Annotated in this window: 9 protein-coding genes; 6 read left to right on the forward strand and 3 right to left on the reverse strand. The window is 55.1% G+C overall.

Annotation, left to right across the window (positions count from 1 at the left end):
- The first annotated feature begins 141 nt into the window (after window positions 1-141).
- From sppA to ACQ3G7_RS14760, 4 genes are all read left to right on the forward strand, one after another.
- The gene (gene sppA, locus ACQ3G7_RS14745) at window positions 142-1,995 is read left to right on the forward strand and encodes a signal peptide peptidase SppA (protein WP_430890371.1); all 1,854 of its coding nucleotides are present in this window, start codon (window positions 142-144) and stop codon (window positions 1,993-1,995) included.
- Window positions 1,996-2,058: 63 nt separating this feature from the next.
- Window positions 2,059-3,075 carry an asparaginase gene (gene ansA, locus ACQ3G7_RS14750; protein ID WP_430890372.1) on the forward strand — a complete coding sequence of 339 codons (1,017 nt, stop codon included), beginning with the start codon at window positions 2,059-2,061 and terminating at the stop codon, window positions 3,073-3,075.
- A gap of 10 nt (window positions 3,076-3,085) precedes the next feature.
- Window positions 3,086-3,733 (forward strand): bifunctional nicotinamidase/pyrazinamidase, encoded by a 648-nt coding sequence (pncA, locus tag ACQ3G7_RS14755; RefSeq protein WP_430890373.1) that lies wholly within the window; start codon window positions 3,086-3,088, stop codon window positions 3,731-3,733.
- A 494-nt stretch (window positions 3,734-4,227) separates the two neighbouring features.
- Window positions 4,228-5,565 (forward strand): CitMHS family transporter, encoded by a 1,338-nt coding sequence (locus tag ACQ3G7_RS14760; RefSeq protein ID WP_430890374.1) that lies wholly within the window; start codon window positions 4,228-4,230, stop codon window positions 5,563-5,565.
- A 35-nt stretch (window positions 5,566-5,600) separates the two neighbouring features.
- On the opposite strand, the gene ACQ3G7_RS14765 is transcribed toward ACQ3G7_RS14760, so the two are convergent.
- Complete coding sequence (locus tag ACQ3G7_RS14765) at window positions 5,601-6,047, reverse strand: JAB domain-containing protein (RefSeq protein WP_430890375.1); 447 nt, start codon at window positions 6,045-6,047, stop codon at window positions 5,601-5,603.
- A gap of 151 nt (window positions 6,048-6,198) precedes the next feature.
- Between ACQ3G7_RS14765 and ACQ3G7_RS14770 the strand changes: the two genes are divergently transcribed.
- Together ACQ3G7_RS14770 and ACQ3G7_RS14775 are read left to right on the forward strand one after the other, a co-directional pair.
- A complete protein-coding gene (locus ACQ3G7_RS14770; RefSeq protein ID WP_430890376.1) occupies window positions 6,199-7,101 on the forward strand; it encodes a GntR family transcriptional regulator in 903 nt (300 codons plus the stop codon).
- A 190-nt stretch (window positions 7,102-7,291) separates the two neighbouring features.
- Window positions 7,292-8,395 carry a lactonase family protein gene (locus ACQ3G7_RS14775; RefSeq protein WP_430890377.1) on the forward strand — a complete coding sequence of 368 codons (1,104 nt, stop codon included), beginning with the start codon at window positions 7,292-7,294 and terminating at the stop codon, window positions 8,393-8,395.
- A 20-nt stretch (window positions 8,396-8,415) separates the two neighbouring features.
- Here ACQ3G7_RS14775 and ACQ3G7_RS14780 read toward each other — a convergent pair whose 3' ends face one another.
- Both ACQ3G7_RS14780 and ACQ3G7_RS14785 read right to left on the reverse strand, forming a co-directional pair.
- Window positions 8,416-9,315 carry a LysR family transcriptional regulator gene (locus ACQ3G7_RS14780; protein ID WP_430890378.1) on the reverse strand — a complete coding sequence of 300 codons (900 nt, stop codon included), beginning with the start codon at window positions 9,313-9,315 and terminating at the stop codon, window positions 8,416-8,418.
- Window positions 9,316-9,323: 8 nt separating this feature from the next.
- Complete coding sequence (locus ACQ3G7_RS14785) at window positions 9,324-11,969, reverse strand: aconitate hydratase (RefSeq protein WP_430890379.1); 2,646 nt, start codon at window positions 11,967-11,969, stop codon at window positions 9,324-9,326.
- Window positions 11,970-12,038: the final 69 nt, after the last annotated feature.

The following is a 12,038-nucleotide window of genomic DNA, read 5'->3' on the forward strand; positions in this document are numbered from 1 at the left end:
TTTGTTCATAAAATTAACACGGGCGTAGAATTTGTTACAGCGCCGGAGGCGATTCCTGCTGACAAGTGGCAGCAGGGTAATTAGGATAACCACACTTTGCCGCTCAGGGCAGCGGTGGGCGTTAACTACCAGGGAGAATACATGCGAACCCTTTGGCGTTTTATTGCCGGTTTTTTTAAGTGGGCCTGGCGATTGCTGAACTTTATCCGCAATCTGGTGCTGAATCTGTTTTTTATCCTGTTGGTGCTGGTCGGTGTGGGCATCTGGATGCAACTCAGCGCTGGCAAAGCCGAGCACAGCAATCGTGGGGCTTTGCTGCTGGACATTTCCGGCGTGGTCGTCGATAAACCCAGCACCAGCAGCCGCCTGGGCGCGCTTGGTCGTCAGTTCTTTGGCGCCAGCTCCGATCGTCTGCAAGAGAACTCCTTGTTCGATATCGTCGAAACCATTCGCCAGGCGCAGGCCGATCGCAATATCACCGGTATTGTGATGGACCTGAAGAACTTCGCCGGGGCCGACCAACCATCCATGCAGTATATCGGCAAAGCGCTGCGTGCATTCCGCGACAGCGGCAAACCGGTCTACGCCGTGGCGGATAACTACAGCCAGGGCCAGTATTACCTCGCCAGTTTCGCCAATAAAATCTGGCTCTCACCGCAGGGCGTGGTCGATCTGCACGGTTTCGCCACGAATGGCCTGTACTACAAATCGCTGCTGGATAAGCTCAAAGTCACCACCCATGTGTTCCGCGTCGGCACGTATAAATCCGCCGTTGAACCGTTTATTCGTGACGATATGTCGCCAGCCGCGCGCGACGCGGATAGCCGCTGGATTAACGAGCTGTGGCAAAACTATCTCAATACCGTTGCCGCTAACCGCCAGATCACCGCTCAGCAGGTGTTCCCGGGTGCGCAAGCGATGCTCGATGGTCTGCGTAAAGTCGATGGCGACACCGCAAAATATGCGCTGGATAATAAGCTGGTGGACGAGTTGGGTTCCGCCGCCGATGCGGAAAAAGCGCTGGTGAAACAGTTTGGCTGGAGCAGTGAAGATAAAAACTTCCGCGCCGTCAGCTTCTATGATTACCCGCTGAAAAACCCCAGCGATGTGGGCGATACCGTGGCGGTGATTTTTGCCAATGGCGCCATCATGGACGGTGAGGAAACGCCGGGGAACGTGGGCGGCGATACCACCGCTTCGCAAATCCGCGATGCGCGTCTGGATCCGAAAGTGAAAGCCATTGTGCTGCGCGTTAACAGCCCTGGCGGCAGCGTCAGCGCCTCTGAAGTTATCCGTTCAGAACTGGCGGCAGCAAAAGCGTCCGGCAAACCTGTGGTGGTTTCGATGGGCGGAATGGCGGCATCCGGTGGTTACTGGATTTCGACTCCGGCGAGCTACATTCTGGCAAACCCGAGTACGCTGACCGGTTCGATTGGTATCTTCGGCGTTATTAATACGCTGGAAAACAGCCTCGACAGCATTGGCGTGCATACTGATGGCGTGGCGACATCGCCGTTGGCGGATATCAGCATGACCAAAGCGTTGCCGACGGAAGTGCAGCAGATGATGCAGATCAGTATCGAAAACGGCTACAAACGCTTTATCACGCTGGTCGCCCAGTCGCGTAACAGCACGCCGGAACAGATCGATAAGATAGCTCAGGGTCACGTCTGGACCGGTCAGGACGCGAAAGCCAACGGTCTGGTTGACGGGCTGGGCGATTTTGATGACGCGCTGGCAAAAGCCGCTGAACTGGCAAAACTCAAACAGTGGCACGTGGACTATTACGAAGAAGAACCGAGCTTCTTTGACCGGGTAATGGACAGCATGTCCGGTTCCGTTCGCGCCATGCTGCCGCAGGCATTACAGGCTTATCTGCCTGCGCCTCTGGCCAGCGCCGCGCTGGAAGTAAAAAATGAAACCGATAAGCTGGCGGTGTTCAACGATCCGCAAAATCGTTATGCGCTCTGTCTGAACTGCGCCAATATCCGTTAACATATCCCTACGCGTCCCCTCCCTACGGAGGGGATTTTTTTGATGCCGCAAGAACCGATAATCATGCAAAAAAAATCCATTTACGTTGCTTACACTGGCGGGACCATTGGTATGCAACGCTCCGAACACGGCTATGTGCCGGTTTCTGGTCATCTGCAACGCCAGCTGGCGCTGATGCCTGAATTCCACCGTCCGGAAATGCCTGACTTTACCATCCACGAATATGATCCGCTGATGGACTCCTCCGATATGACGCCGGAAGACTGGCAACATATCGCGGACGATATCAAAGCGCATTACGATGAGTACGATGGGTTTGTCATTCTGCATGGTACCGACACCATGGCCTACACCGCGTCGGCACTGTCGTTTATGCTGGAAAATCTCGGCAAACCGGTGATTGTGACAGGGTCACAAATACCGCTGGCGGAGCTGCGCTCAGACGGTCAAATCAATCTGCTTAACGCGCTGTACGTCGCGGCAAATTTCCCGATCAACGAAGTGTCGCTGTTCTTCAATAACCGTCTGTTCCGGGGTAACCGCACCACCAAAGCCCATGCCGACGGTTTTGATGCTTTTGCTTCACCGAACCTTGCTCCGCTGCTTGAGGCTGGCATCCACATTCGCCGTCTCGGTACGCCGCCCGCCCCGCACACCTCCGGTGAACTGGTGGTGCATCCGATTACGCCGCAGCCGATTGGCGTGGTGACCATCTACCCAGGCATTTCCGCCGATGTGGTGCGTAACTTCCTGCGTCAGCCGGTTAAAGCGCTGATCCTCCGCTCGTATGGCGTGGGTAACGCGCCGCAAAATGGCGAATTCCTCCGCGAACTGCAAGAAGCCAGCGCGCGCGGCATCGTGGTGGTGAACCTCACGCAGTGCATGTCCGGCAAGGTGAATATGGGCGGTTACGCCACCGGCAACGCCCTCGCCCATGCTGGCGTAATAGGTGGTGCGGATATGACGGTGGAGGCCACGCTGACTAAACTTCACTATCTGTTAAGCCAGGATTTGGACGCCGACGCGATCCGTACTGCGATGACGCAAAACCTGCGTGGTGAACTGACACCGGACGAGTGAGGAGAAAGCCATGACGCAACGCGCACTGCTGCTGGTGGATATTCAGAATGATTTCTGCGCGGGCGGCGCACTGGCGGTTGCCGACGGCGACAGCACCGTGGATGTCGCCAACGCCATGATGGCGTGGTGTGGCGCGCGTGGCGACGCCGTGGTCGCCAGCCTCGACTGGCACCCGGCGGATCACGGCAGCTTCGCCAGTCAGCATAGCGTTCCACCCTTTAGCCAGGGCAAGCTGGATGGATTAGCGCAAACCTTCTGGCCGGATCACTGCGTGCAGAACAGCGCTGGCGCGGAACTGCACCCATTGCTCAGGCAACAGGCTATTGATGCGGTATTCCACAAAGGTGAAAACCCGCTGCTTGACAGCTACAGCGCGTTTTTCGATAACGGTCACCGGCAGAAAACCTCGCTGGACGGCTGGTTGCGTCAGCATGGCGTCAGCGAGCTGATAGTGCTGGGATTAGCCACCGATTACTGCGTCAAATTCACCGTACTGGATGCCCTGCAACTGGGCTACCAGGTCAATGTGATCACGGATGGCTGTCGTGGCGTGAATCTGGATCCGCAGGATAGCCCGCAGGCATTTATGGCAATGGCCGCGGCCGGCGCCACGCTCTATACGCTGGCGGACTGGCAGGAAACGCAGGGCGAATTGTAGTCGACCCTGTTTCAGGCGGAAGTGAGCTTCCGCCCGATCTTAAATGCACATATAAACGTTAAAATGCAAAAAATAGTCAAAATTAATGCATTTCTGTTCTTCCGTTATCCCATCAATACTAATACCCCATAACTTCATTAAGTTGCCAGCAAAAAACTGCATTTACCGTGCACTTCGCGGGCTGTCACAGCGCTGCTCAGATCGTTTTTTAATCGATTTAACTCACAAATTTATTGCATTTATCTTGATAAAAAAACCATTTGATCGAATGTTGTTAACATTCTCAAAACAACTGAATGAATGCTGGAGACGTATATGACCCTTTTTAGCCATTAAGCCGTGGGAGTCGGCCTCCACCACGCAGGAATGCGTTGTGATTGCCTTGATTCCTGACAGACGCGCATCCGCAGACGGTACGACACGTACCACGTAGAAACAGACGCTAAGTCCCCCTAACAGTCGGCGTAATAATCCAACGCTGGCAGGAGCCCTTTATGCTTTCACTATTAGGTTACGGCATGATTGTTGTCTTTATGGTGCTGATCATGACCAGGAAACTTTCCGCGCTGGTGGCGTTAACGCTTATTCCAATTATCTTCGCCATACTCGCCGGTTTCAGTGCAGAAATGGGATCAATGATGATTGACGGGCTAAAGAAAGTCGCGCCCACCGCCATTATGGTTATTTTCGCGATCCTTTATTTCAGCACCATGTTTGATACCGGATTGTTTGATCCGATTATTCGCTTATTTATCCGGATAATTAAAGGCGACCCGGTTAAGGCGGTTATTTGCACGGCAATTCTGGCGGCGATGGTTTCGCTGGATGGCGACGGTTCCACCACCTATATGATTTGCGTCACCGCCATGCTGCCTCTGTTCAAACGCATTCGCCTCGATCCGCTGGCGCTGACCTGCGTGGTGTTCTTATCCGGCAGCATCACCAACCTGCTTCCCTGGGGCGGACCGCTCGCCAGGGTCGCGGCGTCATTAAAGGTGGAATCCAGCGAGCTTTTTATTCCGTTAATTCCCGCGATGATCGTCGGTTTTTTGGGCGTACTCGCCCTGGCCTGGTTTATTGGCATGCGTGAGCGTCAACGTCTGGGTACGTTGTCGATTAACACCGGCAGCCTCGGGCGAAAGTTTGCCGTCGAAGAAATGCCAGCCAGCTATGTCACCACCACGCCCGATGATAAGGAGGCGTTGCGGCGGCCAACACGGTTCTGGATTAATGTCCTGTTAACAACGGTATTAATGGGATCGCTGGTGCTGGAGCTACTGCCGCTGGCGGTATTATTTATGATTGCCTTTGCGTTGGCGCTGCTGATCAATTACCCGCAGCTTGACGCACAGCGTCAGCGCATTGCCGCCCATGCGCCAGCCGCTCTGAATCAGACATCAATATTCCTGGCGGCGGGGATCTTTGCCGGTATTCTGTCGGGTACGGGGATGGTAACGGCAATGTCAGGAACATTACTTGATATTTTACCCGACCGCCTGGGTCCCTATCTTGCGCCAATTACCGCCTTACTCAGTTTGCCCGGCACCTTTTTTATGTCGAACGATGCATTTTATTACGGAGTCTTACCCGTGATTGCAGAAGCGGCAAAAGCCTATGGTATCGATCCTGTGGAAATCGGCAGAGCGTCACTGGTGGGCCAGCCGGTACATCTTCTCAGCCCTCTGGTCGCATCCACCTATTTGCTGGTCGGGCTGGCAGGGGTCGAATTTAGCGATCATCAGAAGTACACCTTTAAATGGGCCTGTTTACTGTGCATGATTTTTTTGGCGTGCGGTTTACTGTTCGGCCTCTACCCGCTTTATTCAGTCTGATTCGGACGCGGGCAGGTTTGCACTTGCCCGCAGGTTCATATCAGCCCCTTTTCCGCCATTGAAAATATTGCCTGCGAGCCAATGACCACATGATCCAGTACCACAATATTCAGCAAGCGCATCACCTTCTGAATATCTTTGGTTATCTGGTAATCGGAACGGCTTAATAACGGATCGCCAGAGGGGTGGTTATGCGCCAGAATAACGGCGGCGGCGTTCAGATGCAGCGCGCGTTGCGCAATGATACGCGGGTGCACCTCCACGCTGTTGATGGTGCCAAGAAATAACTTTTCGAAGCCAATTAGCGTATTTTTACTGTCCAGAAACAGCACGGCGAACACTTCCCGCTCATCCGTTTCAAGACGCAAGCGCAGATATTGTTTGACCTCTTTCGACCCGGTGAGTTTGACGCCAGGCTCTCTTAACTGGCGATCCAGGATCTCTATCGCCGTTGCTACAATTTGACGCTCATCATCTGTCATTTACCGCCTCGGTTGTTCTCAGGTGCCACCCGGCCACACTTTTTATCAGGATAATCAGAGAGTCATGATTGCATTTAAAATTTTAAAAATGCAATAATAACGGGATTGATCTGCATCCAGATGCACCCTACACATGCATAAGGCCGCTTCTATGAAGGTTAGCTCACTGACGGAACGTATTTCAGACAAAATCATTGGCATGATTGACGGCGGGATGTTGTCTCCGGGCGCGCATTTGAGCGTACCTAAGCTGGCGGAGAATTTTGATGTATCCCGTTCCCCGGTTCGGGAAGCCTTACTGTTTCTGGAATTTAAAGGCATCCTCAACCAGAAAAAAAACCGCGGTTTTTTTGTTAACGACAATTATCAGCCGCAGGCGCAAGCCAGCACGCTACGCAATACCGACAGCGACTTGCCGAAAGAGTATTACCAGATCGCTGAAGACTGGCTACAGGACAACATCGAATCCGAAGTCACCGAACAGTATCTCCTGCGAACCTATAACTTATCCAAAACGCAGTTAACGATCATTTTGAGCCGCGGAATGAGTGAAGGATGGGTTGAACGCAAGCAAGGGTACGGCTGGCGCTTCCTGCCCGTCGCCAAAACCCGGCAGGCACTGGAGCAAATCTTCAGCTTTCGCATGGTGATCGAGCCAATGGCGATACTGGAGCCCAGTTATAAAGCGCCGCAGGACAAAATTGCCGAACTGAAAAAAGAGCTGCAAATGCTGCTCGATACCGGGATAGAAAAACTCTCCCCGGCCCTGTTACAACTTGCCGGCTACCGCTTTCACGAAACACTGATCGGTTTCTCGAACAATCCCTACTTCGAAATCTCCCTGCGTAATGTCAACCGCATGCGCCGTTTGCTGGACTATCGCATTATGGATGACCGCAACCGCTACTATTCCGAAGTGAAAGAGCACCTGCGCATACTGGAACTGATTGAGTCCGGTCAGTTGATTGAAGCGTCCTACACCATGAAGCAGCACCTGGTTCAGGCGCTGCACAATAAAAGCCGCATCAACTTCCAGCAATCCCTTCCTGCTTAATACCGTTTCCCTCTGCAAAACGCGACGCGCAGAGGGAAGCGCATTTCCAAAGTGCATTTATTAGCAACCTGCTATTTTCCTTTTTCGCTCTTTAATTGATTTTGCTTTGTTTTTTTGTTGGTGTGATCCGGATCGCTTCTAAAAATATGCATTTGTAATTTAATAAATGCACATTAAAAAGGAGTCGATCATGCCCTCTTATGCTTACATTGGCTGCCGGACGTCCCAGAGACGCGGCGCGCGGGGACGCGGAATTAAGGTCTTTAAAATAGACGAAACGGGCGCATGGAGCCTGTTGCAAACCCTCTCATCGTCACAGGAAAACCCGTCCTGGCTGACGTGCAACGCGGCGGCGACGCGCCTGTATGTGATCCACGGCGACGGTAATCGTGTCAGCATCTACAAACGGAATAACCTGACAGGCGAGCTACTGTGGGTTGCCGATCAAACGACCGGACCGGCCAACCGGCATCCCGGACTGGATCCGTTGCGCAGAAATAACCCGGTCCATGCGGTGCTCACCCCTGATGAAAAGTACCTGCTGATCGCCAACCATGAATCAGGCAACATCGCCTGCCTGGCCGTGGAAAACGAAGACTCGCTTTCCGCGCCGCTGACGTTTACCCATATTGCCGGTCAGCCTGCCGCACCGGGTGAGGCAGAGAATCTTTCACGTCCCCACGAAATTATCTTCGCGCCGGATAATCAGCATTTCGCGTTACCTATTCAGGGCCGTGCAGCCGGCATGGGCATTGATATGCTGCAAATTTATCGTTACCAGCGTGGAGAAATCATCAAGACCGATGAAGTGAAACTGGCGACAGGAAGCTGGCCGCGGCATGTCGACTTCCACCCAACCGGGCGCTGGCTCTACTGCCTGACAGAACTGGCGAATATCCTTAACGTCTTCGATTACAACGCCGCGCAGGGAAAAATCACACTCAAACAGACCCTCAGCAGCTTGCCTGACGGCTGGCGACCCCGAAGCGATGCCAGCGAAGTGGAGGTTCACCGTGACGGCCATTTTCTGTATGCGGCCAACCGTGGACATGACAGCATCGGTATTTTCAGGATTAATCAGCAAGACGGTACGCTAACCGCAACGGAGTGGGTTCATTGCGGGGGCAAGACACCGCGCTTTGCCACGTTCTCCCCCGATGGCCTCTATTTCTACAGCGCAAACGAAGAGTCCGATACGCTATGCGAGTTTAGCGTTGACTCCTTGTCCGGCATGCTGCGGGAGACGGGGAAAACGATCCTGGCGGAAAGCCCAACCTGTATCTGCTTTGTATAACGCACCACCGCAGTGACGGCTCACTGCGGCAAACGTTGCCCCCCGGTGAGATGGTCAATCAACGACTTTACCGCCGGGGAGGCATCGCTATAGCGGCGGGTTGCCACCAGCAACTCGCGTTTTGCCCAGCGTTCATCCAGCGGTATGCATTTAAGCGCCGGGTGCAAGCTAAAATGATCCACTTCACTGACTGGCAACAGGGCAATGCCCAGGCGCTGACGCGCAAGCCCGGCCATGCACTCAAAACTGCTTACCCGCAAGTTAATATCCAGCACAATTCCCGATTTTGCCGCCTCCCGTTCGAGAATACGGCTGACGGTGCTGTCTCGATGTGCGCCGATGATTTTCTCTCCGGCACACTCGCTCAGACTGAGCGTCTCATGCCTCGCCAGCGGGTGATCGATAGCGACAAGCGCCGCCAGACTGTCGTGCCGCCATTGCCATACCTCCAGCCCGACTGGCGTCGTCCAGCTGGAAAAGAACCCCACATCTGCGCTGCCATCGAGCAGCCCCTGCACGACACCCATTCCGGTGCGCTCTTCAATGTCGATATCGGTTTGCGGGAATGCCGCCAGATACCGGTTTAACGCCAGCGGCAAGTGATGCATTAACGTCGCCTGAATCGCGCAAATACGGATATGCCCGCGAACGCCTGCGGCATAGTCGCCCAGATCCTCTTCCATCTGTGTGAGGTTTTTCGCTATCTGCCTGGCGTGAAACAGGAGCGAATGCCCGGCGGGCGTCAGTTCGATGCCGCGTGGCAAACGCAGAAGCAGCGGTGTGCCAACCTGTTGCTCCAGTTCGGTAATGCGCTTGCTGACCGCAGAGACTGCCATATGTTTGCGCCTGGCGGCCCGGGTCAGGTTCTGCTCTTCGGCAACCGCAACAAACAGTGATAGCGTGGTCAGATCGTAGCGCATTATTTCCCTCATGCAGAATGGACAGTCTGGTGGATAACATACGGCAGAATGCCGCCGTGCAGTAAATAACGAAGCTCCTGGGAGGAGTCGATGGCCGCCTGCAATGCCAGCGTGGCGATCGGTAAGCCTGTACGGGAAACCGTCATCACCACGCTTGTGTTATCGACACTAAGCGTATCCAGCCCGGCAAAATCGAGCTGTTCGCTGCCATCCAGCGCCGGGAGACGATCCGCTTCACCCGGTAAAAAAAGCAACGGAACAATACCCATGCCTATCAGGTTCGTTCGGTGTATACGTTCAAAGCTGCGGGCGACCACGGCCTTGATCCCCAGTAGCGCTTGCGCCTTTGCCGCCCAGTCCCGGCTCGAACCGGCCCCGTAACGTTCACCCGCCAGCACCACCAGCGGTATATTCTCCTGTCGCCAGCTTTGCGCGGCAACATAAACGGGCGCAATGTGTTGCAGGTTGCTCTCCCAGGCGCATCCTCCCTGCGTCTGATACGCTGGCGGCAACAAACGATTTATGATCGCTTTATGGGTAAAAGCCCCACGGATCATCACTTCATGATTGCTGCGCCGCGTAGAGTAGAGGTTAAGATCCGCAATCGACTCGCCCTGCTCAAGCAACCATTGACCCGCAGCACTGTGGGCGGAAATGGCCCCGGCCGGAGAAATATGATCGGTCGTCACATCATCGCCAAGCCAGAGAAAAGCGCGCGCCCCGTTTAACGTGAGCGGCGTCGCCGGATCCCGCGCTTTCCCCGCCAGATAGCCAGGGCGGCGAAGATAAGTTGAGGACGCGTCCCACGGGAAAAACGTACTGCCCTGCGCGACAATATTCTGCCAGTGCGGTGTACCCTGCCAGACGCGCGCGCGCCGCCGCTGATAGTGCTCGCGCGTGACGAATTGCGTGACCAGCGCTTGCACGTCGTCATCGGTGGGCATCAGATCGGACAGGTAGAGAGTTCGCCCTTGCCGGTCTGCGCCCAGCGGTGCGCGGGCAATGTCATACTGGATATTACCGAGCAGCGACCAGGCAATGACCAGCGCGGGCGAGGTAAGGTAACCGTGTCCTATTGACGGGTTAACACGCCGGGGGAAATTCCGGTTGCCAGAAAGCACGCACACCGCCTGAAGCCCTTCCTGAACCAGCTCTTCTATCGCGGGTTGCAGCGCCCCGGAGCTGCCAATGCACGTCATGCACCCATAGCCGGTCACATGAAAGCCCACGTCGCCCAACGCCTGCAATAATCCGGCCTGTTCGAGGTAATCCGTGACGACGCGGGAACCGGGCGAGAACGATGTTTTGACCCACGGTTTCGGCATCAGGCCTGCTTTTGCCACATTGCGGGCGAATAGCGCCGCCTGCACGATAAGCCGGGGGTTCGCCGTGGTCGTGCAACTGGTGATAGCAGCAATCGCGATAGCGCCATTCACCACGGGTTCTGCATAGCGTGCATGTTTCCACCGTCGCTGGCCCTCGCCCGGCGACAGCGTCTCGCAGAAGCTGTGCGCGACCCGGTGCAGAGCGACCTGCTGGTGCGGGTTAACCGGACCGGCCATCGCAGGCGAGATGTCCGTCAGCGCGATCTCAATAACGGCGTGATAGTCCGGTTGCGGTGCATCCGCATCGTAGAACAGGTGCTGACGCGCCAGATAAGCCCTGCTGAGATCGCAATGCGCTTCACTGCGCCCGGTGAGACGCAGATATTCGTCGCTGCGTCGGTCAAAAGGGAACAGCACCACGGTGGCACCATATTCCGGCGCCATATTCGCAATGGTTGCGCGCGACTCCACCGACATCTGCGACAACGCCGGACCGGTGAATTCCACAAATTTGCCGACCACACCGTGCTGTCGCAACAAGCGGGTGATATGTAACGCAAGGTCGCTGTCCGTCACGCCGGCAGACAATTTGCCGGTTAAGCGGATGCCGACTACGTCCGGGAATCGCAGCGTCACCGGTTCACCGACCAGCGCGGCCTGTCCTTCAAGCCCGCCAACACCCCAGCCCAGAATGCCTAATGCATTGATCATCGGCGTATGGCTATCGGTCGCAATCATGCAGTCCGGGTGGAGCAGCGGAACGTCCCCTCGCCGGTCGGTACTCACCACCTCAGCAATATTTTCCAGATTCATAAGATGAATGATGCCAGTGCCGGGTGGAATAACGCGGAAGTTATCGAGCGATTGCTCAGCCCAGCGAATAAAACGGTAACGCTCCTGGTTGCGATGAAAGTCGACGCGCAGATTTTCCTCCACCGCATCCGGGCTGGCGTAACGCTCCACAATCACCGAATGATCGATGGTCAGCACCGCAGGAATGCGTGGGTTGATTTTACGGGCATCGCCGTCCAGTTCAGCGGTGAGATCGCGCATCGCGGCGAAGTCAGCCAACGCGGGCAAACAGGTGGTGTCGTGGAACATCAGCCTGTCCGGATAGAACAGTACTTCGCCGGGGGGTTGCGCGCCGGACACATAGCGCAAAAAAGCTGGCAGGGTATCTGGCGCGCGCCGGGCAACGTTCTCCAATAACAGCCTGATTGACCACGGCAATCTCTGTAGCACAGAAAGCGGTAATAACCGGTCAAGTGCGACAATATGGAAATCGGAAGCATTAAAGCTGAAGGGAACCAGAGGGACGGATGTTTTCATTATGCGCGCCTTACGTCTTTCGCTATTTCGTCGTAAGACATAACCTGTCATAAAGACAGCGGAATGAAA

Origin of the sequence: Kosakonia sp. N21, assembly GCF_050587465.1 — a bacterium.
Lineage (GTDB): Bacteria > Pseudomonadota > Gammaproteobacteria > Enterobacterales > Enterobacteriaceae.

Coding starts and splice junctions, on each gene's coding strand:
- sppA (WP_430890371.1), top strand. CDS start 142: ATGCGAACCCTTTGGCGTTTTATTGCCGGTTTTTTTAAGTGGGCCTGG.
- ansA (WP_430890372.1), top strand. CDS start 2,059: ATGCAAAAAAAATCCATTTACGTTGCTTACACTGGCGGGACCATTGGT.
- pncA (WP_430890373.1), top strand. CDS start 3,086: ATGACGCAACGCGCACTGCTGCTGGTGGATATTCAGAATGATTTCTGC.
- ACQ3G7_RS14760 (WP_430890374.1), top strand. CDS start 4,228: ATGCTTTCACTATTAGGTTACGGCATGATTGTTGTCTTTATGGTGCTG.
- ACQ3G7_RS14765 (WP_430890375.1), bottom strand. CDS start 6,047: ATGACAGATGATGAGCGTCAAATTGTAGCAACGGCGATAGAGATCCTG.
- ACQ3G7_RS14770 (WP_430890376.1), top strand. CDS start 6,199: ATGAAGGTTAGCTCACTGACGGAACGTATTTCAGACAAAATCATTGGC.
- ACQ3G7_RS14775 (WP_430890377.1), top strand. CDS start 7,292: ATGCCCTCTTATGCTTACATTGGCTGCCGGACGTCCCAGAGACGCGGC.
- ACQ3G7_RS14780 (WP_430890378.1), bottom strand. CDS start 9,315: ATGCGCTACGATCTGACCACGCTATCACTGTTTGTTGCGGTTGCCGAA.
- ACQ3G7_RS14785 (WP_430890379.1), bottom strand. CDS start 11,969: ATGAAAACATCCGTCCCTCTGGTTCCCTTCAGCTTTAATGCTTCCGAT.